Genomic DNA, 25,763 nt, shown 5'->3' on the forward strand with positions numbered 1-25,763 from the left:
TACTACGACTTGTAGAGGGAGCGCTGGACCAAGACACTCCGCCAAGTCGGCTTGTCACGCAGAAACCCGCGCCCCTCCGGGGAACGCGGGTTTCAATGTGACTTCTACATTACGTAGTAGAAGACAGCTGCTTTAGTGGAACGAGTCACCGCAGGCGCATGAGCCACCGGCATTGGGGTTATCAATCGTGAACCCCTGCTTGGAGATGGAGTCCTCAAAGTCGATCGAAGCGCCTTCCAGGTAGGGGACGCTCATTTTGTCGACCACAACTTCCACTCCGTCAAACTCGCGCAGGGCGTCCCCGTCGAGGGTGCGTTCATCGAAGTACAGTTGGTAAATAAGACCGCTGCAACCGCCCGGCTGGACAGCGACTCGGAGTCGCAGATCGGTCCGCCCTTCCTGCTCCAGCAGAGACTTCACCTTCTGGCTGGCAGTCTCGGAAAGCTCGACTTGGTGGGGGGTGAAACCCTCAACCTCTGAGCCGCGGACATCAGCAGCGTGGCTGGTCTCAGTTGTTTCCGGTGTGGCAGTGCTCATTTTCTCCCCTTACATCATGGTCTACGGCCAGTGCCTCTTGCACAGTACCAACGTCCAGTCCCCATGGGTCATTCCCGCAGGGCTCCGATCCCCCAGTACACTGATGAGGTGCTTGGTTTCAGGAAGAAGAGTCAGACGGACAATGCGGCCCAAGAGGCTGCCGCCGCCCGCGAAGCAGAAGAGGCCGCAGCTGCCCAGCGGAAACGGACGCCCGAAAGAAAGGGTGTACCGACGCCCAAGCGGCGAGACCAGGAGGCTGCCCGCCGTCGACCCCTGGTGCACAACGACCGCAAAGCAGCCCGTGCTTCCCAGCGCAAAGCTATTCAGGAACAGCGGGCCAAAATGCGTCAGGCAATGGAGACCGGCGAGGAGAAGTACCTGCCCGCTCGTGACCGGGGCCCCCAGAAACGCTGGATCCGCGACTACGTTGACGCCCGGCACGGAGTCGGCGAATGGTTATTGGTTCTGGTGCTGGTGTTCCTCTTTGCGTCATTCCTTCTCACTGACGAGACCCGCGCCCTGACCTCTTACCTACTGTTCGTGCTGATGCTTGCTGTCTTCACAGAGTTGTTCTGGGTCGGGCACAAAACGCGCAAGGGCCTGGAAGCTAAGTTCGGTGTCGGGAATATGGAGAAAGGCTCCCGCTTCTACGCCGCTATGCGGGCTTTGCAGATGCGCCGTCTGCGGCTGCCGAAGCCCATGGTCAACCGTGGAGAGTTTCCCAGTTAGACGGCGCTGACCACGCTCAGAGAGTGCAGGCTTTCAGCCCACCTTTGAGCCACGCAGCGCGCGCAACCCCTGGTTGATGTGCCGAGCCCACAGCGGGCCTTCGTACACAAAGCCTGTGTAGCCCTGAACCAGCGTCGCTCCGAGCCGGAGCCTCTCTTCTACGTCTGCTGCAGTCACCACACCGCCGACAGAAATCACAGTGACCCCCTCCGGCAGTCGATCGCGCAGCCGAACGAGGACCTCCTTGGATCTCTCAACGAGAACGGGCCCGCTGAGACCTCCTCCCCCAGCTTTCGACACGGCATCCTCCGGGCTCAGCAGTCCGCTCCGAGAGATAGTCGTGTTGGTAGCTATGATGCCGTCTAGACCCATCTCAGTAACCAAATCAGCGACGGCGTCGACATCGGCGTCGGCAAGATCAGGGGCGATCTTGACCAGCAGCGGCACGTGACGCCCTGCGGCGGCGTCGGACTCCTCACCCACCGCCCGCAGAAGAGGACGCAGCGCCTCAATGTCCTGCAACTGCCGAAGCCCGGGCGTATTGGGCGAAGAGACGTTGACCACCAGATAGTCGGCCACCGGCGCAAGAGCGCTGGCTGAGAGCAGGTAGTCATCCACAGCACCTTCAAGGGGCACGATCTTGGTCTTTCCGATGTTCACCCCAACAATGGGCGCATGCCGTCCTGCACGCTTGAGCCGAGCGATGTTCCGGGTCGTCCGCTCCAGACGCTGACGCACTGTTGCGGCGCCGTCGTTGTTGAACCCCATTCGGTTCACCAGGGCCGAATCCTTCACCAGGCGAACGAGCCGAGGTTTGGGGTTTCCCGGCTGGGCCTGCGCGGTGATGGTGCCGACTTCTATGTGTCCGAACCCCAGCGACGCCAGCGGCAACACAGACGAGGCTCCCTTGTCGAACCCTGCGGCGAGTCCGAAGGGTGAGGGAAATGTCATACCCAACGCCGCTGTCCTCAGAGCTGGATCCGGCGCGGTGAGCTTCTCCAGAACCCGCCCAACTCCGAGCTGGTGTGCGAGTCGGAGGCCGGTGACCACCAAGTGGTGAGCTTGTTCAGGGTCCATTCGGGACAACACTGTGCGGAATGCGAACTGATACATGGGAACCGGCATGCCTCAGATCCTATCGCCCACTCAGCTGGTGCTCAGCCTCGCTTGGCTAGACTTTTCTCCTATGACGGTTGAGCACGAGCGCAGAATCCCCGAGTCCGGTGAGGATACCGGCACCACAGCGCGGCGAGAACTCAATGACTTGGGGCAGGAGCTGCTCACCGACTCCGCACCGAACGAGTGGGTCGAGGACTATCTGCCGGGCTGCTCGCGGATGACACTGCCCCTCGGGGAGGATTTCGAAGGCACTGTCAGCGCCACCCTGGTGCGCTGCGAAGAAGAGCCAGAACCAGGTTCAACCCTGCCTCCTGTGCTGCAGCTCCATGGATGGACAGATTACTTCTATAACCTGCCGATGGCTTACCAGTGGATCGGACGTGGGCACCGCTTTTACGCGCTAGACCTGCGCAAGTACGGTCGGAGCCTGCGCGAGCACCAGACACCTGGCCATATTGAAGACCTCAGCGAATATGACGCCGAGATCAACGCGGCGTGCGCTGTGATCGCAGACGAGAACCCTGAAGCCCCGGCACCGGTGATCAATGCCCACTCCACTGGAGGACTTGTGGCCGCGCTCTGGGCCGAACGTCATCCGGACGGAGTCTCGGCGCTGGTGCTCAACTCTCCATGGTTGGAGCTGCCCGGTCACTCCCCCGCCCGGGCGGCCGCAGAAGGAATCGTCACCCCACTGAACCGGGTCAACCCGACTGCGGAGCTGAAAGTGCCCCGGCCGGAGAACTACTGGCAGTCGATGTCATCGCAGGCCCATGGTGAATGGGAGCTCCACCCGCTCTGGCGGCCGCGCGCGTCCTTCCCCATGACCATGGGCTGGTTGAAAGCAGTCTTCGCCGGTCACCGGCGAGTGCGCCAAGGCCTGCAGCTGGACACCCCAGTTCTTGTGCTGCTCGCTGAGAAGTCGGCCTTCCGGACACAGTGGAGCGAGCAGTTCCAGGAAAACGACAGCGTATTGGACGTCGAGCTGCTGGCACGGCGTTCACACAAGCTCAGCCGCAGAGTCACGATCGTGCGGATTCCGCGCGCCATGCATGACGTGTTCGCCTCCCCAGAGGAGGTTCGCCTGTCGGCCTTCCAGGAGGCGTCGCGGTGGTTGCGCGGGTACGTGGAGTGAATGCTCAGGAGTCGCGAATCTTATCCACTGCGGCGCCATACCGCCTATCGCGTTGCGCATAAGCCTCTATAGCCTTCCAGAGTGTGGTGCGGTCCACGTCGGGCCAGAGCGTGTCCATGAACACGAACTCAGCATAGGCTGACTGCCACAGCAGGAAATTACTCAGCCGCTGCTCCCCCGATGAGCGGAGGAAGAGATCGACATCCGGCACATTGGGCTGTTGGAGGTGAGCGGTGATGGTGGACTCGCGGATGCGCTGCGGGTCGATATCCCCGGCCGCCGCGCGCTCAGCGATCCGGCGGACGGCGTCAGTGATTTCCGCCCGCCCCCCATAGTTCACGCACATGGTGAGGGTCACCCGTGTGTTGTTTCTGGTCAGTTCCTCGGCCGCTTGGAGTTCCTTGATGACCGAACGCCAGAGTTTGGGCCGCCTGCCGTTCCACCGGATCTGGACTCCCCAGGAGTTGAGCACATCGCGTTGCCGGCGCAGAACGTCACGGGAGTAACTCATGATGAACCGCACTTCCTCGGGGGAACGTTTCCAGTTCTCCGTGGAGAACCCGTAGACGCTGACATGCTCGACGCCGGATTCTATCGCCCCTGCCATGACTTCCATCAGGCTGTGCTCGCCAGCACGGTGACCTTCAGTGCGCGGCAGGCCCCGCTGATTGGCCCAACGCCCATTGCCGTCCATCACTACAGCAACGTGTCGAGGAGTAAGCGCGGCGGGTAGCTTCGGCGCAGTCACACCGTCTGGGTGGGGCCAGGGGTCCTGGTAGCGGGCGGCGTCGCCCTTGGGTCGGCGGGGGTTCACAGAGTTCATTGTGCCAGTCTTCGGGCACGCTCAGTGGGCGAAGGCCCTCAGGGAGGTCAGTCTGCGTTCAAGATGGTGTTGGGCGTAGTCAGTGACGACGCCCACTGCCTCATGACGGATATCGGGCGCCGCTTCACCTGTGGCCTTCCAGTGACCGTGCTGCAGGGCATGGAGGAGTTCCGCGGTTCCGGCAGGCAGAGTGCGTGTACCTGGGGGGCGGCAGGCGGAGCAGACTGGCCCACCGGATCCGGCGTGGAATCCTGTGTGGGAACCAGGTTCTCCACAGTTGACGCACGCAGTCCACGTCACGGCCCAGCCAGCCTCACTCAGTGAACGGAGCAGGTAGGAGCCTAGGACCAAGTCTGGGCTGTGCACTCCTCGGGCCAGGGCGGAATACGCCCCGTGGAGCAGATCGAACTGGGAGCGTTCGGCACTGTGGCCTGTGTCGGTCAGCCGCTCGGCAACCTCCGACATTGCTGAGGCCACGGTGTACTTGTCGTAGTCAGCCGCGATCATCGTGCCGTAGGAGCTGCGGCCCTGCGCCTGCGTGATGATGTCAAGATTCCGGCCGTGGACGAACTGGACATCAGCGACCATGAAGGGCTCCAGTGTGGCGCCAAACTTTGACGAGGTGCGGCGCACTCCCTTAGCGACTGCGCGCACTAGGCCGTTGAAGGCCGTGAGCACGGTGATGATCCGATCAGCCTCGCCCAGCTTTTGGGTGCGCAGCACGATGCCGATGTCTCGGTAGCTGCGAGAAGCGAAGGTGGAACCGGCCATAGGTCTCAGCATATGCCCCCACCTGCAGCCTGTGGCAGGATTCGCCTCCTGGCCGGTCACAGCCCACCTTTGGCACAGATGTCACATTTCACGCCTCTGGTCGGGAGAATGAGGTCCAGAGCGTGGTGAATTGGCATCTGTGCCAGCGCAGGCTGGTCTGGCTGCTGGGTCAGGAATCGCGGATAGCGCGGTTCACCGCGGAGAAGACCGCTTGCAGGGACGCCAGCGTGGTGTTGTAGTCGATCCCGACGCCCCAGAGGACACGCTCTCCGACGGCGAGTTCGACAAAGCTGGCGGCCTGGGCATCTCCGCCTGAACTCATCGCGTGCTCGGTGTAGTCAAGAAGCCGCACATCCACGCCTTCTGCGGCGAGGATTCGCAACAGCGAGTCAATCGGGCCGTTTCCGGCTCCGGTGATCCTCCGCAGGGTCCCGTTGGTGTGGAGCTCAAGGTCCATGGAGAACTCGCCGTCCGCAGTGGACGAGGTATCCACAGTTCCCAACCGGTAATGACCCCACTGCTTGTCCCCATCGTCAGCTGGGAGGTACTCGTCCTGGAACATCTGCCAGATCTCAGCCGGGGTGACTTCGCCGCCCTGAACATCTGCTCGGCGCTGAATGACTCCTGAGAACTCAATCTGCGCTCGGCGTGGCAGCTCGATTCCGCGCTCGGCCTTCAGAACGTAGGAAACCCCGCCCTTACCGGACTGGGAGTTCACTCGGATAACAGCCTCGTAGCTGCGACCGATGTCCTTGGGGTCGATCGGCAGGTACGGTACGCCCCAGGTGATGTCCTCGCGTGGCCGGCCCTCGGACTCGGCACGCGCATCCATATGCGCAAAACCTTTGTTGATGGCATCTTGGTGGGATCCGGAGAAAGCGGTGAAGACAAGATCCCCGCCGTAGGGTGAACGTTCCGGCACGGGCATCTGGTTGCAGTGCTCGACGGTGCGTCGGATCTCTTCCATGTTTCGGAAATCGATCTGCGGGTCGATTCCCTGACTGAAGAGATTCATCCCAAGGGTCACCAGGTCCACGTTGCCAGTACGCTCCCCATTGCCGAACAGGCAACCCTCAATTCTGTCCGCGCCAGCTTTGTAACCGAGTTCGGCGGCGGCCACTCCGGTGCCGCGGTCATTGTGGGGATGCAGCGACAGGATGATGGCTTCGCGCGGATGCAGGTTACGGTGCATCCATTCGATGGAGTCTGCGTAAACATCCGGTGTGGCCATTTCGACAGTGGCGGGCAGGTTAACGATGACCGGCTTCTCCGCTGTGGCTCCGAGGACTTCCACCACCTCATTGGAAATATGGGCAGCGAAATCCAGTTCCGTCCCGGTGAAGGACTCCGGGCTGTACTGGTAAACAATCTCAGTCTCGGGCTGGTCCGCCATCAGCTGCTCTTCAAACTTCTTGCACAGCCGCGCACCCGTGGTCGCGATGTCAACGATCCCGGCACGGTCTTGTTTGAAGACAACCTCACGCTGGAGGACAGAGGTGGAGTTGTAGAGGTGGACGATGGCGCGGGGTGCACCGGAGATTGCTTCGAAGGTCCGCTCGATCAGGTGCTCCCTGCATTGGGTGAGCACCTGAATGTAGACGTCGTCGGGAATTTTGTCCTGCTCAATGAGCTGACGGACAAAGTCAAAGTCTGTCTGTGATGCTGAGGGAAACCCGACCTCGATTTCCTTGTATCCCATGCTTACCAGGAGATCGAACATGCGGTGCTTACGCTCGGGGCTCATGGGGTCGATCAGAGCCTGGTTGCCATCGCGCAGGTCAACGGCACACCACCGGGGAGCTGAGGTGATGAGCTGATCTGGCCAGGTCCGGTCAGGGACGGACACAGTGATCTGATCCTGGAAAGGCAGGTACCGGTGATAGGGCATCGGTGAGGGCTTTTGCGGTGTGCGCATGGCAGAATTCCTTCAGTCTTGGTGGCTGTGCGGTGAAGGCCGAGCGGGCCGGGTAAGATTCCGGGAAGTCTCCGCAGCGGGGATTCGGCCTTGAGAAGCTCTTGCCCGTGACTTAGCGCGGCGCAAGCACTTCCCCGCTGCGGCGGAGAAGTAGTAGCTCTAGTAGCGCACGCTGCTGAATAGACTGCACCATTCGAATTTAGCACATATGAGAACGGCGCCGCCTCAGCGCTGCTTTTCTGCTCGCGCTAGAACCCCAGCCTGTTGAGTTTCTTGGGGTCCCGCTGCCATTCCTTGGTGACTTTGACGTGGAGGTCAAGGTAGACCGGTGTTCCCAACAGTTTCTTGATGCCTTCGCGAGCTCCGCTGCCAATCTGCTTGAGCCGTGAGCCACGATGTCCGATGATAATAGCCTTCTGGGAGTCCCGCTCTACGTGAATCGTGGCGTGGATGTCCAGCAGCGGTTTGTCCGCCGCTCGACCCTCCCTCGGCAGCATTTCTTCCACAGTGACAGCGATCGAATGTGGCAGCTCGTCACGCACGTCTTCTAGAGCAGCTTCCCGCACCAGCTCCGCGATCATCACTCGCTCCGGCTCATCAGTCAGTTCACCACTGGGGTAGAGCGGAGGGGAGGTGGGCATCATGGTGATGAGCTCGTCGGTGACGACGTCGGTCTGTTCGCCCCGCACTGCGGAAACCGGAATGATGGCCGCGAATCCCTCGGCCTTCCGGCCCTCACTCGACAAGTGCTCGCGCCCGAGTAGGTCAACAGCCATCAGCTGCTCCGCCAGATCAGCCCGTGGCACTTTGTCAGTTTTGGTGACCAATGCGACCACTGGCTTATGCGGCAGCTTGTTCAACTGACCGGCGATGAATCGGTCTCCCGGGCCGATCTTCTCATCGGCGGGGATGCAGAAACCCACCACGTCCACTTCACTGAGTGTGTCTATCACCAGGTCGTTCAGGCGCGAACCCAGAAGTGTCCTTGGCCGGTGCAGACCCGGGGTGTCCACCAGGACAAGCTGCGCTCCGGGCGAATCTTGGCTTTGGGGCCGATGCACTATGCCACGGATGGTGTGCCTGGTGGTTTGGGGTTTGGAGCTTGTGATGGCCACCTTCTCCCCCACCAGGGCGTTGGTCAGTGTGGATTTCCCAGCATTGGGGCGCCCGACGAAGGACACGAAGCCCGCCCGATAGTTTTCGTTGTACTCAGGGAACTCCTGCAATACGTTGTCAGTCATCTCTTCCACCTATCTGGACGCCTCTGCGGGCTCTCGGTCAGGGTCCTCGCGGGTGGCATCATCTTCGTCTCCCGTTCCGACTCCGCCGCGGGCGCCGCGGCGATCTTCATGCTCCCAGGCCAACACGTGAGTCACGCGGTTGCGGCGTCCGCCCAACCTGTCAGCATGCAGGACAACGCCGTCGATCTCCACTTCTGAACCAGCGATAGGCACCCGTCCCAACATCTTGGCGAGCAGCCCGCCGACAGTGTCCACGTCTTCCTCATCATCGAGGTCCAACCCGAATTCCTCGGCGAAGTCATCGACGCTCAATCGCGCTGAGAGTCTGAGCCTGCCGTCGTCGAGCCGCTCCACTTCCGCGTCCTCACGGTCATACTCATCAACGATTTCCCCGACGAGCTCTTCGATGAGGTCTTCCATAGTGACCAGACCGGCAGTGCCGCCGTACTCGTCGATGACGATCGCGACGTGAGTAGATTCTCTCTGGAGTTCCGACAGGAACTCCCCGACGGACTTGGATTCCGGGACGTACCGGACGTCTCTCTGAAGCTCTTCCACTCGGATGGAAGATGAGGTCCTCCCCGCGTAGACAGAAGGCGCACGGCCAGTCCTGAGCATATGCTCCAGAAAGGCCACATCTTTGAGGTACACCATGCCGGTGATGTCATCGGCTGAACCACGGGTAACTGGCATGCGTGAGTACCCGGATCCCAAGAACAGCGTCATAGCCTCGTCCAGGTCGGCCTCAGCCTCGATGGTCACCATATCGGTACGCGGCACCATGACGGACCGCACTCGGGTGGTGGACATATCCAGCACGGACTCGATGAGTTCAGCTTCTGAGTCTTCAATGACATCAGACTCGTTGGCCCGCGCGATGTACTCCAGCAGCTCGTCGTCGTCGAAGAAGCCCTGGTCGCGTGCGGTGCCGGGGAGAATCTTGCCACCCACCACGGACAGCCACACCGGCACCGGGCCCAGGGAGATCCTCAGTCCACGCACCATGCGGGCAGTGGCCGAAGCTAGTCGCAGGTGATGGGCACGGCCGATCTTCCGCGGCGAGGCGGCAGCAGAAAGTACACCGATCAGCGCGAGCACCGCCCCGGCCACCACAGCGCCGATTTCGACGTCGCCAATGAGCCGCACGGATGAGATCGTCACCAGAACTATGGCGGCTGTGGTCAGCACCCACCGCCAGATCTGCAGGGCCAGCGTGTGCGGCACCGGCTGCTCCAGGATGTGCTCCACGGAGCGGGAACCGTGCCGCTGAGCGATATCTTCAGCTTCTTTTCTGGTCAGCCGAATGAACGCAGACTCTGCGGTCGAGAGCAGGAACACCAGGACCGCGGCAGCAATGGCAGCGCCGATCAGCAGTGCGGTGATCACTCCTGGGCTCCCTCAGCGGCGGTGGGCACTGGGGCGGGTCGACCCAGGTACTTTTCCAGCAACTGAGCCTGCAGTCCGAACATGGCAGCCCGATCCTCGGAGTCCTCATGGTCATAGCCGAGCAGATGCAGTACCCCGTGCGTCGTCAGCAGCAGTAGCTCATCCCCCAGTGAGTGACCAGCGGCTTGGGCTTGAGTCGCGGCAACTGCTGGACAGAGCACGACGTCGCCCAGGGTCCCAGTGGGTACTGGTACCTCAGCTGACCCTTCGGTCAGTTCGTCCATGGGGAAACTCAGCACATCAGTGGGCCCTGAGAGGTCCATCCACTCCACATGCAGCTGTGCCATTGCGGACTCGTCCACCATGCTGATAGCGAGTTCGACCTCGGCTGAGAGATGGAGCTCAGCGAAGAGGAATGCGGTGAGGTCCACCAGGTCGGCGCAGTGCTCAGCAGTGATGAGCGGACTGGCTGAGGCATCGTCGACAGTGACGGTCATCGTCGCTTTCCGCCGCCTCTTCGCGCTTGGGTGTCTGCCGATAGCTGCGAGTTCTGGTGCTTCTCGTAGGCGTCAACGATCCGTCCCACGAGTTCGTGGCGGACCACGTCCTGGGAGCCGAACCTGGTGATGGCGATGTCGTCTATTCCCTCGAGGATACCCAGCACTGTGCGCAGCCCAGAGTCGGTACCGCGAGGCAGGTCGACCTGGGTGATGTCGCCGGTGACCACGATTTTTGAGTTGAAACCCAGTCGGGTCAGGAACATCTTCATCTGTTCTGCGGTGGTGTTCTGCGCCTCGTCCAGAATGATGAAGGAGTCGTTGAGCGTCCGGCCGCGCATATATGCCAGAGGAGCCACTTCGATAGTCCCGGCGGCCATCAGCTGCGGTATGGATTCGGGCTCGATCATGTCGTACAGCGCATCGTAGAGCGGTCGCAGGTACGGGTCGATCTTGTCATTGAGCGAACCCGGCAGGAATCCGAGCTTCTCTCCGGCCTCCACGGCGGGCCGGGTAAGGATGATCCGTTTGATTTCTTTGGCTTGTAAAGCCTGCACCGCCTTGGCCATTGCCAAATAGGTTTTACCCGTGCCGGCTGGGCCGATTCCGAAGATGACCGTGGACTCGTCGATGGTCTCCACGTATGTCTGTTGGTTCCCCGTCTTGGGTCGAATCGTTCGCCCACGATGGGAGAGGATGTTCGTCGCCACCATACGCGCACTGGTGGGAGCGTCTTGAGCCCGAACCATGGTGGCGATCTGTTCGACGATTTCCTCGGTGGCGGTGCTTCCAGAAGCCGCGAGAGTCTTCAGCTGTGTCAGGATCTCCACCATTGGGTTGACGTCCTGCGCAGCTCCAGACACCGTGATCAGCTGGTCCCGAAGCCCAATGCTGGCCTCTGGGTATAGCCCGGCGAGGATGCGCAGCGCCATATCCTGCACACCGAGGGTGCGGAACATGGTCTCGGCGTCGGCGAAGTGGACCTCGCGCTCAAAAAAAGTGGGGGTGACAGTCTCGGTAATCTGATGCCTCGCTTGGTTGATGTGTCGGTCCTTCTAGGATACGTGGGTTCGTCCGGACTTCCTATGGCCAGTCCCAGCGGCCCAGCAACAGTTGGGCTGCGGCTACTGCCGCGGGTCCTGCGGTTGAGCTGCGCAACACGTTTCGGCCAAGCCGCGCCGTCTGCGTTCCGGCTGCCTTCAACTCTCCCAGCTCACGAGCGGTGATACCGCCTTCAGGGCCCACCAGAAGATGAATTTCCTCGATCGCAGTGTCCGCTTCCATGGCCCCGGCTGCGGTCAGAACAGCCTTCAGCGAGACTTCTTCGGCTTCATGCAGGACTACTGCGCAGATCCTTTGGTCTCGCTGTATCTGCTGGCAGTACTGGGCTGTGGTGTGCAGTTCTCGCACCTCGGGAAGGGCTGTGCGGCGTGTTTGCTTCGCGGAGGTGCGCACCATATTGACCCATTCGGCGTGCTTCTTAGCCTCGCGGCCTGGTTTCCACTTGGCTACGGACCGTTCGGCTTCCCATGGGATGACTGCGTCCACTCCGAGCTCCGTGGCCGATTCAACGGCCTGGAGGTCGCGTTTCTCTTTGGCCAGCGCTTGGACCAGCACGAGTCGCGGCCGCGGATTCGGCTCATCCTCCACGGCCCACACCTCGACGGTGAGTTCACCAGAGGCAGCTTCGAGGATCACCCCGTCGACTCGTCGGTGCTGGGTGTCGGAGAGTTGGATCGCCTCGCCGACGCCCAGCCGCATCACCGTTGCCGCATGATGGCCCTCAGCTCCGGAGACTCGGACTGTGGAACCTGGTCGGACAGCATCGAGCGCTCCCGGGGAGAGATGGAACAGCGGTGCGGTCACACCGATTCCCAGGCCTCGCGAAGTTTCGCGAACATACCCTTGTGCTCAGTGCTGGACTCGCCCTGCTTCTCGCCACGTTCTTCGGCCAGCATCCGAAGGAGCTCTTTTTGCTTCTCGGAGAGTTTGGTCGGGGTGTCCACCTTCAGGTGAACTTTGAGATCTCCGCGACCCATTCCCCTCAGATGCGCCACACCTTTGCCACGCAGTGTGAGCGCTTCCCCAGACTGGGTTCCTGGCTTGACCTCAAGGCTCTCTTCACCGTCAAAAGTGTCCAAGGTGACATAGGTGCCCAAGGCAGCAGAGGTCATGGGCACGTTGATCGTCGCGTGGAGATCGTTGCCGCGCCGCGTGAAGACACTGTGCGGGCGGATGTCGATCTCGATGAAGAGGTCACCTGCCGGGCCTCCGGCGATTCCGGCCTCTCCCTCACCGGCCAAATGAATCCGATTACCACGGTCCACACCGGCAGGGATCTTGACCTTCAGCGTCTTGCGTTCCCGAGCACGTCCCTGACCATCACATTCCTGACAGGGATCTTCGATGATATTTCCGAAGCCAGAGCAGCGCGCGCAGGTTTGGGTCTGGATGACTGTGCCCAGTATGGAACGCATGGGCCGCTGAGTCTGACCGGCCCCCTTGCAGTCGGGACATGTCGTCGGTGACGTGCCGGGCCGCATGCAGGACCCGTTGCACACTGAGCAGGTCTCAGCGGTCTCCACCTCGACCTCTTTAGTGACGCCGAACACCGCGTCGCGCAGGTCAATCCGCACGCGGATAAGTGAGTCCTGTCCGCGGCGGGTGCGCGAGGCTGGCCCGGCGGAGCCGCCGCCGAAGAACGTCTCAAAGATGTCTCCGAAGCCACCGAACCCACCAGCACCAGCACCGCCGAAGCCGGCTGGGCGCCCGTTAGGATCACCGGTGGTGTCATAGCTCTGCCGCCTCTGCGGATCGGACAGCACCTCATAGGCTTGCCCGAGCACCTTGAACTGTTCTTCGGCGTCGTCGGCCTGATTCACATCGGGGTGCAGCCGCCGCGCCTTCTTGCGGTAGGCCTTCTTAATGTCCTCGGTAGATGCGCTGCGGTCAACACCCAGCGCCTCGTAGTAGTCAGTTGCCATTTGGTGCGGTTCTCATCCTTCGGAAAGTATTCGTGACAGGTAGCGTGCCATAGCGCGAACAGCCGACATCGTGGAGCCGTAGTCCATGCGGGTCGGGCCGACGACGCCGAGTTTTGCGCCGTCACCGCCGGATTTTCCAGTGGCGTACTCGGCGGCCACCACCGCAGTCTCCTGCAGCGATTCATGGGAGGTCTCCTGGCCGATCCGTACCGAGAGCCCCCGCCGATCGTGCTGCATCTCATGCAACAACCGCAGCAACACCACTTGTTCCTCGAGCGCTTCGAGGATCGGTCCGATCGACGGCCCCAAGTCACCACCCGACTTGGCGAGGTTAGCAGTACCGGCCATGATGATGCGATCCACCCGTCCAGATTCTAGGATTGTCTCCACAGCGTGTGCGACCACAGCCATCGTGGACTGTAGAGCCGGTTCGACTGCGGAGATCAATGTGCTCACTGGTATTGGCAGCGCTGAAGCTGAGCGTCTGTAGAGCTGTTCGGAGACTTTCAGGCCGACCCGGTGCAGGGAATCTTCATCCGGTGTTTCCCCCAGCGTCACCATGCGCTGTTCCACTTTTCCTGTGGAGAGAATCACAATCACGAGAGCCTTCTGTGCCGACATGGGGACCACATCGACATGCCGGATGGTGGCCGAGGTGTGCTGAGGATGTTGGATGACTGCCACTTGATTAGTGAGCATGGCGAGCAGGCGCACTGTCTGCTCCATGGTCGCTTCATGGTCGTCCGCGGTTTCAGCGAGGATATCCATGGCGCGCCGCTCGGCACGCGATAGTGGCCTGACCTCCGTGATGCGGTCGACGAAGAGCCGGTAGCCGCGATCGGTGGGGATACGTCCTGCTGACGTGTGGGGAGCAGCGATCAGGCCCTCTTCCTCCAACTGCGCCATGTCATTGCGAATGGTCGCCGGGGAGACCTCCAGGTTGCGTCTTTCGACTAGGGCCTTGGACCCCACGGGCTCACGAGTTTGGACATAGTCCTCCACAATCGCGCGCAGCACCTGCAATCGCCTGGTACTGGTATCGGACATGGGACCTCCTGGCACTCTCAAAGCTCGACTGCTAATTCTACAATGTCACCATGAGTACACCTTTTCCCACCGACTGGAGCTCCTGGGGAGCTCAGGACGTTTCAGATCGACGACGCTCTCAGCAGCGCACGCTGCCCAAGGTTCCGGCAACCTCGGGTTTGGAGGTGGAGGAGCGGAGTTCTGGGTGGGTAGGCGTCGTCGTAGGCGTTGAAGCCTCCGGTGGTATGAAGCTGGTTCGACTCCGCGACTACGACGGGAGGGAACGCGGGTTCCCGCTGGGTTTCGGGTTTTTGGTTGATGAACAGCCAGTGGAGCTCATCGCGCCGGTACGCAGCGCGCGACCGTCGGGGCCCCAACGCACCGCATCGGGCTCGTTCGCTTCTGAAGGTCCCCGGCGGGCACGAATGGCGCGTGCCTCACGTATCTGGGTGGAAGGCACCCATGACGCTGAACTGGTAGAGAAAGTTTGGGGCGATGACCTCCGCGGGGAGGGAATTGTGGTGGAGCCCCTCCATGGTGCTGACGACCTGGTCGCTGCGGTGCGGGAATTCCAACCAGGCCCCGAACGCAGGATCGGTGTTCTGCTCGATCACCTGGTCACGGGGTCCAAGGAGTCCCGGATCGCGGCGGAAACGATGCGCCAGGTGGGGGCGGCCGGCAATGTGCTGGTGCTGGGTCATCCTTATGTGGATGTGTGGCAGGCAGTGAAGCCTGAGCGCCTGGGGCTGCAGGCTTGGCCTGATATTCCGCGCGGAACCGATATTAAGGTCGGGACACTCAGGGCGTTGGGGATGCCTGCATCAAGCCAGCGAGACATTGCTCACGGCTGGAAGCGGATTCTGGGACGAGTCCGCAGCTACGCCGATCTCGAACCTAGCCTGCTGGGCCGGGTCGAGGAACTGATTGACTTCGTCACAGTCCCCTAAGTCGAGCCCAGCCCTGGTGACCGTAGCGGAAACACACCCCGAGGAGAGTCAGCCCGCATTAAGGTGAGCGCTCTAAGATGAGAGCACCGTCAGACGTTAAGAACGCCGCAGACCCCAAGAAAGGCATGAGAAACCCAGTGACGACACAGAACGGCAAGCAGAGGGCCGCCTCCAGCGGCGCTCGAACCTCCGCGTCAGCGCCAATGCTGACCCGGGAGGAAGACACCCGCTGGGCGATGATCTCGCACTTCGGCGCCGTTGCTGGCTGCATTCCTGCTCTGATCATTTTTCTGCTGCTCCGTGAGCGCGGACCCTTCACCGCTCAGGAGTCCAAGGAAGCACTGAACTTCACTCTGCCCCTGACTGTGATCGTCCTGATCTGCTATGGCTTGGCTTTCATCCCTTCGATAGCCGCCGTAGCGGGAATCAGCGGCGTCCTTGTGTGGGCCTTTATGGCCGTCTCGGGACTCATCGGCGGCACTGAGTGCAATAAGGGTCGCCCTTACCGCTACCCGCTGAATCTGCGGTTGGTCCGCTGAGCACAAGCATCAGCGGACTGTCCAGAGCAGGCCAGCCGCCACGATGGCGACCGCCCAGCTGACGAAACTGCCGACGAGGAAATATTCGGCCTTATTGCCCTCCGCACGGTCTTCATGCATCTCTGGAAATCTGATGATGCCTTTGGCTGCGATGAGACCGGCAACAACTGGATAGGCTCCGGCCACGAGAAGTCCCGTCAGCGTGATTCTCTCCAGCGGGCCGATCCAGCGCCCACCCTTGAGCTGCGGTGTGCGAACCACGAGGTCCGAATCAGAGCTCTGTTGGCCGTGCTGCTCCGCATCCAGCGCCATACGCACCAAGGCGTTGGCGCTGACCACGTGAAACAACGCCAGGCCCAGGGCCAGGGCGGCAAACTCGGTGCTGAATCGGCCCACTGTGGAGACCGGGAGAGCCTCCGAACCGACCACGAGGCTGTCGCCGATGACCGTGATCACAGCGCTGAGCAGAATGAATCCCAAGACTCTGGGGGCTGCATGGCGCACCGAAGGGGGCGCAGCAGCTGTGTCCACAGAGACGGTCATGAACCACAGCGCAATCGGCAGTATGCACAGGCCAACCGACCACCACGGAAGCCCTGTGAGGAGACCGGCGGCGAGCAGAGCTGTGGCGGCCAGCCCCCCTATCCCGGTGAAGGTCAGTACAGTCGACGCGCCTGCAGGCAGCAGCGCCCGGAGGATGTCCCCCAGGCCAATGACTACCAGGACCGTTGCCAGCAGCAACACAGGCGACCCTCCTTGTCCTTACTGTTCATGTCAACATTCTGAACCCTTCGATCAGAGCAGCGGCCCCGGAATCCCGCAGGAGCTTGGAGACTGCGGGCTGTGAAACACCGTGTGCCTCAGCAATGCTCTTTTGACTGCCTCCCTCGACCACCCCCCGAGCATAGTCCCGGGCCCGGACACTGAGCCCGGCGAGTAGCTGGTCCCGGGTCAGTAGGTATGCATTAGTCGCGAGGTCCTGGTCTGGAGAGTCGCTGGTGTACCAGCTGCGCAGAAAGGCGAACCGCCGCTGCTGTGATTCGACGGTCTCGATCGCCTCACGTGCATGCCACCACCCCGGACCGTCTTCGATACGATCTGAGGTTCGGCTGGGTACACCATCCACCCGACCCTCACCCAGCCCGAATCTCAACAGCGGGCCGAGCTGGGGCAATAAACCAGCGAATAGAGTCGCACGCAATGCGTCATTGCGCGAGGCATACACGGCCTGGAATTCATCGCCCACGGTCGCGTGAAAGGCCTCAGCTGGAGGGACTATGTTCGCAACGGCATCAAGCGCGTCTTCAGCAGAGCGCTGCACATGCTTCCGGTCCGTATGGCTGCGGGAATCGATGACATCAGCGATGAGCGCGACCGGCACAGTGGCATTCATGAGATAACTTTATCAGGTTATAATCACGATATATAACTCTCTGGGGTTATTTTTACTCGAGGAGCCGGCGAGTCACCGCATCAGCAAGTAATCGACCCTCCAGAGTCAGCACGATCCGCCCTTCAGGGTAAGCCTCGGTAGGGCATGCGGCTGAGGGATCTGCCAGACCCTCAGCCGTCAGCTGCTGCAGAACCTGCCCGGTGATGGGGACTCCTCCCCCCTGCAGGAGCTGGGGCAGGGTGTTGAACTCGGCCACGTCCAGACCCTCCACGATCCGTAGCCGAAGCATGAGGTACTCCAGGACGGCAGCTTCTGCGTCGAGCAGCTCCCGTCCGTGGCCCGGGGAGATTCCCTGCTGCACTCGCTGCGCATAGGGAGCAGGGTGTTTGACGTTCCACCAGCGCATACCAGCGAGATGCGAATGCGCACCAGGGCCCGCACCCCACCAGTCAGAATCCCGCCAGTAGTTCACATTGTGTCGAGACTGGGATTGCCCCTTGTGCGAGAAGTTCGACACCTCATACCACTCGTAACCCGCAGCGGCCACCATCTGGTCCGTCATTATGTACTTATCAGCTTGGTCATCGGGGTCGATGTCAACCAATTCGCCGCGGCGGATCTGGGCTGCCATAGCGGTTCCGTCCTCGACAATCAGGGAGTAGGCGCTGATGTGATCGGGGCGCAGGGCGATCGCTGCTCTCAGACTTTGGCTCCAGTCCTCCAACGACTCCCCCGGCGTTCCATAGATGAGGTCGAGGGAGGTTTCGAGACCAGCAGCCCGGGCTGCGGCGTGAGCAGTCGGCACATTATCCGGATCATGGGTGCGATCCAGGGTTCGCAGGACGTGCGGCACAGCCGACTGCATCCCTAAGCTCAGTCGGGTGAACCCGGCTTCGGCCAGAATCTGAGCTGATTCGTCGGTCACCGTGTCGGGATTTGCCTCAGTGGTCACCTCTGCATCAGGGGCGAAGCCGAACAGATCCTTCGCTTTCTGCAAAATTCGCGCGAGGTCCCCGGCTGGCAGCAGTGTTGGGGTCCCGCCGCCGAAGAAGATGGTGGAGAGGGCACGCTCTGGTGCGCCGGCGTCGTCGAGCGTTCGGCGAGCAAACTCCAGCTCGGCCACCACCGTCTCCGGGTACGACTGGTGCGAAGCTCCCGGACCGAGGTCAGCTGAGGTGTAGGTGTTGAAGTCGCAGTAGCCGCAGCGCACCGAGCAGAACGGAATGTGCACATAGAGCCCAAAAGGCTTATCCGCTCGTGCAGGCAGAGCTTCAATCACCTCGGGCGGGAAGCTGCCGTCAGCGGGAACAGGGTCACCCAGAGGCAATGCGGAGGGCATGTCGTCTCATTCACCGGCGAAGGCAGCAACACCAGAGGTCACTTCTTCGCCTTCTCCTTGGCGTTGCCCTCATCCGAACTCAGCGCAGCAATAAATGCCTCCTGCGGGACCTCGACAGTGCCGACCATCTTCATCCGCTTCTTGCCCTCCTTCTGCTTCTCGAGCAGCTTGCGCTTACGGCTGATATCGCCGCCGTAGCACTTGGAGAGCACATCCTTGCGGATAGCTCGAATGTTTTCGCGGGCGATGATGCGGGAACCGATGGCAGCTTGGATCGGCACCTCGAACTGCTGACGAGGGATGAGGTCTTTGAGCTTTGACGCCATCTTGACCCCGTAGGCGTAGGCATGATCCCGGTGGGTGATGGCACTGAATGCGTCAACCTTGTCACCCTGCAAGAGGATCTCCACCTTGACCAGATCAGCGGACTGATCCCCGGAAGCTTGCCAGTTCAGTGACGCATACCCCTTGGTGCGCGACTTCAGCTGGTCGAAGAAGTCGAACACGATCTCCGCAAGCGGCATGGTGTAGCGGATCTCCACGCGCTCCTCAGAGAGGTAGTCCATACCATCCATTGACCCGCGTCGGGACTGGCAGAGTTCCATGACCGCACCGATGAATTCGGCTGGGACGATAATGGTGGCATCGACGATGGGTTCGCGGATCTCATCGATCTTGCCGTCTGGGAACTCCGACGGGTTGGTCACCTCATGAGGTTCTCCGGATTCATCTTTCACGTGGTAGATCACGTTCGGAGCCGTGGAGATCAGATCCAGATTGTATTCCTGCTCCAGGCGCTCCCGGGTAATCTCCAGGTGCAGCAGCCCCAGAAATCCCACACGGAAGCCGAATCCCAGAGCAGTTGAGGTTTCGGGTTCGAAGTTCAGCGCGGCGTCATTGAGTTGGAGTTTCTCCAGTGCCTCACGCAGTACCGGAAAATCCGAACCGTCCAGGGGGAACAGCCCGGAGAACACCATGGGTTTGGGTTCCTGATAGCCGCCGATAATCGACGACGCCGGTTTCGCTGCGGAGGTCACCGTGTCACCCACTTTGGACTGCCGCACGTCCTTGACCCCGGTGATGAGATAACCGACCTCCCCCACACCGAGGCCTTCGGTGGCCTCAGGTTCAGGGCTGGAGACGCCAATCTCCAAAAGTTCATGGGTCGCGCCGGTGGACATCATCTTGATCTTTTCGCGGCGGCCGAGCCTGCCGTCGGTGACACGTACGAACGTGACAACGCCCCGGTACGTGTCATAGACGGAATCGAAGATCATCGCCCGCGCCGGAGAGTCGGCCTCACCTTCGGGGGCAGGGACCTGGTCAACAATCCGGTCCAGCAGCTCCTCGACTCCTTCTCCGGTTTTCCCGGAAACCCGCAGCACATCATCAGGCTCACAACCGATCAGGTGGGCCAATTCTTCGGCATACTTGTCCGGCATGGCCGCCGGGAGGTCGATCTTGTTGAGCACCGGGATGATCGTCAGTTCATGCTCCATCGCCAGGTAGAGATTCGCCAAAGTTTGAGCTTCAATGCCTTGGGCGGCGTCGACCAGGAGGACTGCGCCCTCACAAGCGGCTAAAGAGCGGGAGACTTCGTAGCTGAAGTCCACATGGCCGGGGGTGTCGATCATGTGGAACGCGTAGGTCTCGCCCAGAAAATCCCAGGGCATACGAACTGCCTGAGACTTGATGGTGATGCCGCGTTCGCGCTCAATGTCCATCCGGTCCAGGTACTGGGCCTTCATCAGGCGCGGCTCGACGACTCCGGTGAGCTGCAACATTCGGTCGGCGAGGGTGGATTTACCGTGGTCGATATGCGCGATGATGCAAAAATTGCGGATCGAGCGGGGGGCCGTCTGAGCGGGCACCAGTGGTGTGCTGGCCTTCGGACTCACGTGTTCAATCCGTCCTTCGCATAGGGGTCAGTCCATCATAAAGCGAAGGCCCCGCACGCGGTCACGTGCGAGGCCCCTGCAGGAGCGTCGGGTCAGACCGACTGCACCAGGTGTGCGATTCCGGATTTCCGGTTAGCAGCCTGGTTCTTGTGGATGACGCCCTTCGAGACGGCTTTGTCGAGCTTGCGGCTAGCCTCCCGGTTGGCGACGACAGCTGCGTCCTTGTCACCGGCTTCGACGGCGTTGTGGACCTTCTTGATCGCAGTCTTGATCTCCGACTTGACCGCCTGGTTGCGCTGGCGGCTCTTTTCGTTGGTGAGAATGCGCTTCTTCTGAGACTTGATATTTGCCACGGGTGAATTCCTTAGCTACTTGTGCTTGTCATGACGAGCACTGCCTTGACGCCCCGGTGAGGGCGCGGCGACGACGGAAGTTTTCAGTGGTGTGGGGCACCTTGGCGATTCACGCTGGACTCTTCAGGTAGAGGGGCCCATGAGCTCAGCGCGCTGGTTGCCGTCGCCAGACAGTGCAGGGGCCTTCATCGACCCCCGGACACTAGCACCATATCCTAGCAGACTTGGGGCCAGTTCGACGGTCTAGGAGACTTGCGTGGTGATCCGCGCGATGGCTTTTTCGACGGCGTACTCCGGGGTTCTGGACACACCCTTGACTTCGGCGTCGGCCTGGGCGACGGCTTCCACTGCGCCTGCGGCCTCACGCGGGGTCCACCGGCGGGCTGTCTCAGCGGCCTGTTTCAGCTGCCAGGGGGCCATCTTCAGGGTCTGCGCGAGTTCCCCCTGGGCGCCGCGGTGGTCTACCAGCGCTGCCACCTGCCGCGCCTTCATAGCCAGGGCGGCGGTGACCGCTACTGGAGATACGCCGGTGGAGAGCGCGTGGCGGTAAAGCCGAAGGGCTGCCTCGCCCCGTCCCGCGAAGGTGGCGTCAGCGACTTTGAATGCCGAGGCTTCCACACGTCCACCGAAGTACTTATCGACATGGTCGGCGGTGATGTCCTCCGGGACATCGCGCATCAGTTGCTGGCAGGCACTGCCAAGATCGGACAAGGTGGAGCCTGCCGCAGACACCAGAGCCCTGGCCGCCTCGGGGTGGATGGTGCGTTGAGCGGTGCGGAACTCTTTGCGCACAAAATCGAGCTTGTCATTGTCGCTCTTAACTGATGAGCAGTCGACGACGACCCCGCGGGCGCTGATCGCGTCAGTCAGCTTCTTCCCCCGGTTACCTCCGCTGTGGCGAAGGATCAGCGTCACCTCAGAATCGGCGGGTTCCTCCAGGAAACGCAGTGCATCCTCCAGGAAGACCTCGTTCATGTGGGCCAGGTCTTCAGCCAGGATCAATCTCGGTTCGCCGAACAGCGAGGGCGAGGCGAGGGTGGTGAGTTCACCGCGTGTGGCTTCTGAGACATCCATCCTGGTGAACTCCAGATCTGGGTGTTGCGCCTTCAGGGCAGCCCGCACTCGATCCAGAGCGCGAGTGGCGACGTAGTCTTCAGCGCCCTTCAGGAGGATCAACGCGGAGGGTTCAACTGTGCGGAAGTCCGGCCCTGTCGGTGGTGCACGGTGAGAGGATCTGGGCGGCATGGTCTGATCCTATCGGTGCTACTCAGTCTCGGCGGATCGCTCGGAGTGCGTCTAACACCTCGGTGAAGTCGCGGCTCTGGGTGAACTCAGCAGATACAGTTCGGCGCACCCTCAGCTGCGCATCCAGGACGAACGTTTCCCGGGTTGGGCAGCCCTTCTGCACATCAAAGGCCCCAAACGCCTGCGCGACTGCCCCATGCGGCCAGAAGTCGCTGAGCAGATCGAATCGAATCTCGCCGAGCCGCTCAGCATAGGCACGGAGAGTGTGCACACTGTCGCAGGAAATGGCACAGAGCCGGACACCCATGTGGGCGAGGTCGGCCCATCTGGCCTGGATTTCGGTGAGTTCAGAGCCGCAGACCTGACTAAATGCGAACGGATAAAACATGAGCACACTGGGGGCTCCGCGAAGCTGCTCCGTCTCCACAGTTTCGCCATGCTGGTTTCGCAGTGCAAAGTCAGCGGCGGTCTCTTTCAGAGCCGGGCGGCGTCGTGCAGGGCTCACTGCGGCTCTAGGACCAGGATTTGCGGTGCACCAGTCGACTGGCCGACCAGTCGGCGCTCACACCGGCGGAGGATGTCACATGGAGGCCGGCGTCGGTGGCCGCATCTTGGATTTCCACCGGCGGCACATAGCCGTCACGGCCGGACCGGGGTGTCATCAGCCAGACCGCGCCGCCCTCCTCCAAAGTGGTCAGGCCATCCAGTAGCGCATCGGTGAGGTCCTCTTCACCCGCGCGGAACCACAGCAGTACGGCGTCGACGACCTCTTGCTCATCCTCATCGATGAGAGGTTCGTCGAGAAGTTCGTCCAAGGCATCCCGGAGGTCATCGTCAACGTCGTCGTCGACCCCAATCTCCTGCACCAGTGCATCGGCCTTTAGACCGAGCTCCTCAAGCAGGCTCTTGTGGTCAACAACATTCGTGGCGGCATCATTATTCAGTCCCACAACGTCAACGTTACGCGGATTTATCGCTGAGCGGGAAGTGCGACACTTCATGAAACCGGTAGAGTTGCATTTCAGACTGGGTCTGTCCGCCACCCATGCGGCTCGGATCACCACCTCGAAAATGGTCCTGCTACCGCGGGGCCGGTACTACAACGTCAGAAAGGTGCCCCACAGTGAGCGCTGGCGAAGAGACATCCCACATCCGAAGCGGCCTGATCGACCAGCTACCGGATATGGACCCGGAAGAGACCAGCGAGTGGATTGAATCGCTCGATCAGCTGGTCGAAGCTCACGGCACGGAGCGTGCTGAGTACATTATTCGGGCGCTGCTGCAGCGCGCCGGTGCTAAGTCCATCGGCGTGCCTATGGTCACCACCACCGACTACGTGAACACCATCCCTGTTGATCAGGAACCGGACTTTCCCGGTGATGAGGACATGGAGCGTAAGTACCGGCGGCTTCTGCGGTGGAACGCCGCAATCATGGTGCACCGGGCCCAGGCAGAAGAAATCTCCGTGGGCGGGCACATCTCAAGCTATGCAGGCGTCGCCACGCTGTACGAGGTGGGACACAACCACTTCTTCCGCGGTGCTGATCACCCCGGTGGTGGCGACCAGATCTACTTCCAGGGACACTCCTCACCCGGAAACTATGCCCGAGCATTCCTGGAGGGGCGCCTGACCGAGAAGCATCTGGACGGCTTCCGCCAGGAAGTCTCAAAAGCCCCCTATGGGCTCAGCTCCTATCCGCACCCACGGTTGATGCCTGACTTCTGGCAGTTCCCGACCGTGTCCATGGGTCTGGGCCCGATGAACGCGATCTATCAGGCGCAGTTCAACCGGTACCTGCACAACAGGGGCATTCGCGATACTTCAGATCAGAACGTTTGGGCGTTCCTCGGTGATGGTGAGATGGATGAGCCCGAATCCCGTGGTCTGCTGCAGCTGGCTGCGAACGAGAAGCTGGACAATCTTCACTTTGTGATCAACTGCAATCTGCAGCGCCTGGATGGCCCGGTCCGCGGCAACGGAAAGATCGTCCAGGAGCTTGAGGCGTTCTTCCGGGGTGCCGGTTGGAATGTGATCAAGGTGCTCTGGGGCCGCGAATGGGACACCCTGCTGGAACAGAGCGACGACGGTGAACTGGTCCGGATCATGAACGAGACGCTCGACGGCGACTACCAGACCTATAAGGCCGAGTCCGGCGCGTTTGTGCGTGAGCACTTCTTCGGCCGGTCCGCCAAGACCAAAGAGATGGTCGCCGACATGTCCGATGATGAGATTTGGGGCCTCAAGCGGGGTGGACACGACTACAAGAAGGTCTACGCCGCGTATAAGGCGGCCGTGGAAACCAACGAGAAGCCCACAGTCATCCTGGCGCAGACCATCAAGGGTTACGGTCTGGGACCGAGTTTCGAAGGTCGCAACGCGACGCACCAGATGAAGAAGCTCACCGTGGACGATCTCAAGCGCTTCCGTGACACTCTGCGTATCCCCGTCTCCGACGAACAGATCGAGGCCGACCCCTACAACGTGCCCTACTTCCATCCTGGGGAGGACGCCGAGGAGATCGCCTACATGCGCGAACGGCGCCAGAAGCTCGGTGGCGCACTTCCTGAGCGCCGTGTGCCAGCCAACACGCTCAAACTTCCCGGGGAGAAAGCCTACGCCGGCACCAAGAAGGGCTCCGGCAAACAACAGGCTGCCACCACGATGGCCTTCGTCCGGCTGCTGAAGGACTTGATGCGGGAGAAGGACTTCGGCGAACGGATCATCCCGATCGTGCCCGATGAGGCGCGAACCTTCGGTATGGACTCCTTCTTCCCCACGGCAAAGATCTACAACCCCAAGGGGCAGAACTACCTCTCTGTGGACCGCGAGCTGATGCTGGCGTACAAGGAGTCTGCCCAGGGGCAGCTGCTGCATCCGGGCATCAACGAAGCTGGAGCGACTGCGGCGTTCACCGCCGCAGGAACCAGCTACGCCACGCACGGTGAAGCGATGATCCCCTTCTACATCTTCTATTCGATGTTCGGGTTCCAGCGCACCGGAGACTCCTTCTGGGCCGCGGCGGATCAGATGGCGCGTGGCTTCATCATTGGGGCCACTGCCGGACGTACCACGCTGACTGGTGAGGGCCTGCAGCATGCAGACGGCCACTCCCCCATACTGGCGAGCACCAACCCCGCGGTGAAGCACTTCGACCCAGCGTTCGGCTACGAGATAGGCCACATCGTGGAGAACGGCCTGTACGAAATGTACGGCGACCACGACGGTGACCACAACGTCATGTACTACATCACGGTCTACAACGAGCCGGTGACTCATTTGCCGGAACCTGAAGGCTTAGACGTTGAAGGCGTCAAGCGCGGGATCTACAAGCTCAAAGCCTCCGACCTCGAGGCTGAGAGCGGAGCCGACAATAAGGCTCAGCTGCTCGCCTCAGGAGTCTCCGTCCCGTGGGCCCTAGAAGCTCAGGAGCTCTTGGCTGAAGACTGGGGCGTCTCCGCAGATGTATGGTCCGTGACGAGCTGGAATGAGCTGCGACGCCAAGCTCTTCACGTCGAACAGGCGGCAATGATGGATCCTGAGCGGGAGCCAGAAGTGCCGTTCGTTGCTCAGCAGCTTGAAGGTGCAGAGGGACCGATTATCGCCTCCACCGACTATGTGACCTCAGTACCAGACCAGATCCGCCATTTTGTGCCGAACCCTTTCGCCACCCTGGGTGCCGACAGCTTCGGCTTCTCTGACACCCGGGCAGCGGCCCGCAGGCATTTCAAGATCGATGCGCACTCGATGGTGGTCCGAGCCCTGCAGATGCTCGGCAAGACGCAGGAAGCTGCCGAGGCTATGGAGAAGTACAAGCTGGCTGACCCCAATGCCGGAACCTCCGGCACGGCGGGAGGGGACGCTTAGGCTACTGGTTGTAGACACCCCACA

At 61.3% G+C, this 25,763-nt stretch carries 25 protein-coding genes; 5 read left to right on the plus strand and 20 right to left on the minus strand.

The features are described 5' to 3' along the window. Positions 1-132 precede the first annotated feature (132 nt). Positions 133-537, minus strand: coding sequence for a HesB/IscA family protein (locus tag FH975_RS02675; RefSeq protein WP_162319902.1), 405 nt, complete (start codon positions 535-537; stop codon positions 133-135). 108 nt (positions 538-645) lie between these two features. Here FH975_RS02675 and FH975_RS02680 point away from each other — a divergent pair, with 108 nt between their 5' ends. Beyond that, a complete protein-coding gene (locus FH975_RS02680; RefSeq protein WP_162319903.1) occupies positions 646-1,266 on the plus strand; it encodes a DUF3043 domain-containing protein in 621 nt (206 codons plus the stop codon). A 33-nt stretch (positions 1,267-1,299) separates the two neighbouring features. Here the strand turns inward: FH975_RS02680 and FH975_RS02685 are convergent, their stop codons facing one another. Beyond that, positions 1,300-2,391 (minus strand): quinone-dependent dihydroorotate dehydrogenase, encoded by a 1,092-nt coding sequence (locus tag FH975_RS02685; RefSeq protein ID WP_235928289.1) that lies wholly within the window; start codon positions 2,389-2,391, stop codon positions 1,300-1,302. Positions 2,392-2,452: 61 nt separating this feature from the next. Between FH975_RS02685 and FH975_RS02690 the strand changes: the two genes are divergently transcribed. Beyond that, complete coding sequence (locus tag FH975_RS02690; protein WP_162319904.1) at positions 2,453-3,517, plus strand: alpha/beta hydrolase; 1,065 nt, start codon at positions 2,453-2,455, stop codon at positions 3,515-3,517. A 4-nt stretch (positions 3,518-3,521) separates the two neighbouring features. On the opposite strand, the gene FH975_RS02695 is transcribed toward FH975_RS02690, so the two are convergent. The 10 genes from FH975_RS02695 to hrcA form a co-directional block, all read right to left on the minus strand. Continuing rightward, positions 3,522-4,340 (minus strand): isoprenyl transferase, encoded by an 819-nt coding sequence (locus tag FH975_RS02695; protein WP_162319905.1) that lies wholly within the window; start codon positions 4,338-4,340, stop codon positions 3,522-3,524. Between the two features lie 21 nt (positions 4,341-4,361). After that, positions 4,362-5,111: a DNA repair protein RecO gene (gene recO / locus FH975_RS02700; RefSeq protein WP_162319906.1), complete on the minus strand. Its 750-nt coding sequence runs from the start codon at positions 5,109-5,111 to the stop codon at positions 4,362-4,364. A 169-nt stretch (positions 5,112-5,280) separates the two neighbouring features. Next, entirely contained in the window at positions 5,281-7,026 is a 1,746-nt protein-coding gene (leuA, locus tag FH975_RS02705; RefSeq protein ID WP_162319907.1) for a 2-isopropylmalate synthase, read from the minus strand. Positions 7,027-7,274: 248 nt separating this feature from the next. Continuing rightward, entirely contained in the window at positions 7,275-8,267 is a 993-nt protein-coding gene (era, locus tag FH975_RS02710; RefSeq protein ID WP_162319908.1) for a GTPase Era, read from the minus strand. A 9-nt stretch (positions 8,268-8,276) separates the two neighbouring features. Beyond that, positions 8,277-9,653, minus strand: a complete 1,377-nt coding sequence (locus FH975_RS02715; RefSeq protein ID WP_162319909.1) for a hemolysin family protein — start codon at positions 9,651-9,653, stop codon at positions 8,277-8,279. Next, a complete protein-coding gene (gene ybeY / locus FH975_RS02720; RefSeq protein WP_162319910.1) occupies positions 9,650-10,150 on the minus strand; it encodes an rRNA maturation RNase YbeY in 501 nt (166 codons plus the stop codon). The genes FH975_RS02715 and ybeY overlap by 4 nt, the downstream gene beginning before the upstream one ends. Further along, on the minus strand, positions 10,147-11,193 hold the full coding sequence (locus FH975_RS02725) for a PhoH family protein (RefSeq protein WP_407938611.1): 1,047 nt from the start codon (positions 11,191-11,193) through the stop codon (positions 10,147-10,149). The genes ybeY and FH975_RS02725 overlap by 4 nt, the downstream gene beginning before the upstream one ends. A gap of 40 nt (positions 11,194-11,233) precedes the next feature. Beyond that, positions 11,234-12,016 (minus strand): 16S rRNA (uracil(1498)-N(3))-methyltransferase, encoded by a 783-nt coding sequence (locus FH975_RS02730; protein ID WP_162319912.1) that lies wholly within the window; start codon positions 12,014-12,016, stop codon positions 11,234-11,236. Continuing rightward, positions 12,013-13,134: a molecular chaperone DnaJ gene (dnaJ, locus tag FH975_RS02735; RefSeq protein ID WP_162319913.1), complete on the minus strand. Its 1,122-nt coding sequence runs from the start codon at positions 13,132-13,134 to the stop codon at positions 12,013-12,015. Before dnaJ ends, FH975_RS02730 begins: the two co-directional genes overlap by 4 nt. A gap of 12 nt (positions 13,135-13,146) precedes the next feature. Next, complete coding sequence (hrcA, locus tag FH975_RS02740; protein ID WP_162319914.1) at positions 13,147-14,181, minus strand: heat-inducible transcriptional repressor HrcA; 1,035 nt, start codon at positions 14,179-14,181, stop codon at positions 13,147-13,149. Between the two features lie 50 nt (positions 14,182-14,231). On the opposite strand from hrcA, the gene FH975_RS02745 reads away from it, so the two are divergent. Further along, the gene (locus tag FH975_RS02745; protein ID WP_162319915.1) at positions 14,232-15,107 is read left to right on the plus strand and encodes a DUF3097 family protein; all 876 of its coding nucleotides are present in this window, start codon (positions 14,232-14,234) and stop codon (positions 15,105-15,107) included. Positions 15,108-15,184: 77 nt separating this feature from the next. Then, entirely contained in the window at positions 15,185-15,646 is a 462-nt protein-coding gene (locus FH975_RS02750; RefSeq protein WP_235928290.1) for a DUF4870 domain-containing protein, read from the plus strand. A 9-nt stretch (positions 15,647-15,655) separates the two neighbouring features. On the opposite strand, the gene FH975_RS02755 is transcribed toward FH975_RS02750, so the two are convergent. The 8 genes from FH975_RS02755 to FH975_RS02790 all read right to left on the minus strand — a co-directional run bounded on the left by FH975_RS02755 (position 15,656) and on the right by FH975_RS02790 (position 22,824). After that, positions 15,656-16,390: a hypothetical protein gene (locus tag FH975_RS02755; protein ID WP_162319916.1), complete on the minus strand. Its 735-nt coding sequence runs from the start codon at positions 16,388-16,390 to the stop codon at positions 15,656-15,658. A gap of 25 nt (positions 16,391-16,415) precedes the next feature. Beyond that, positions 16,416-17,039 carry a SatD family protein gene (locus FH975_RS02760; RefSeq protein WP_162319917.1) on the minus strand — a complete coding sequence of 208 codons (624 nt, stop codon included), beginning with the start codon at positions 17,037-17,039 and terminating at the stop codon, positions 16,416-16,418. A gap of 52 nt (positions 17,040-17,091) precedes the next feature. Beyond that, entirely contained in the window at positions 17,092-18,378 is a 1,287-nt protein-coding gene (gene hemW, locus FH975_RS02765) for a radical SAM family heme chaperone HemW (protein WP_162319918.1), read from the minus strand. Positions 18,379-18,416: 38 nt separating this feature from the next. Further along, positions 18,417-20,276: a translation elongation factor 4 gene (gene lepA / locus FH975_RS02770; protein ID WP_162319919.1), complete on the minus strand. Its 1,860-nt coding sequence runs from the start codon at positions 20,274-20,276 to the stop codon at positions 18,417-18,419. A gap of 92 nt (positions 20,277-20,368) precedes the next feature. Beyond that, complete coding sequence (gene rpsT, locus FH975_RS02775) at positions 20,369-20,629, minus strand: 30S ribosomal protein S20 (RefSeq protein ID WP_162319920.1); 261 nt, start codon at positions 20,627-20,629, stop codon at positions 20,369-20,371. A 243-nt stretch (positions 20,630-20,872) separates the two neighbouring features. Beyond that, positions 20,873-21,874, minus strand: coding sequence for a DNA polymerase III subunit delta (gene holA, locus FH975_RS02780; RefSeq protein ID WP_162319921.1), 1,002 nt, complete (start codon positions 21,872-21,874; stop codon positions 20,873-20,875). A gap of 22 nt (positions 21,875-21,896) precedes the next feature. After that, the gene (locus tag FH975_RS02785; RefSeq protein ID WP_202922948.1) at positions 21,897-22,379 is read right to left on the minus strand and encodes a redoxin domain-containing protein; all 483 of its coding nucleotides are present in this window, start codon (positions 22,377-22,379) and stop codon (positions 21,897-21,899) included. A 7-nt stretch (positions 22,380-22,386) separates the two neighbouring features. Further along, a complete protein-coding gene (locus FH975_RS02790) occupies positions 22,387-22,824 on the minus strand; it encodes a DUF3052 domain-containing protein (protein WP_328821744.1) in 438 nt (145 codons plus the stop codon). Positions 22,825-22,997: 173 nt separating this feature from the next. Here FH975_RS02790 and aceE point away from each other — a divergent pair, with 173 nt between their 5' ends. After that, complete coding sequence (gene aceE / locus FH975_RS02795; protein ID WP_162319923.1) at positions 22,998-25,739, plus strand: pyruvate dehydrogenase (acetyl-transferring), homodimeric type; 2,742 nt, start codon at positions 22,998-23,000, stop codon at positions 25,737-25,739. Positions 25,740-25,763: the final 24 nt, after the last annotated feature.

Origin of the sequence: Nesterenkonia haasae (genome assembly GCF_010119385.1) — a bacterium.
GTDB classification, from domain to species: domain Bacteria; phylum Actinomycetota; class Actinomycetes; order Actinomycetales; family Micrococcaceae; genus Nesterenkonia; species Nesterenkonia haasae.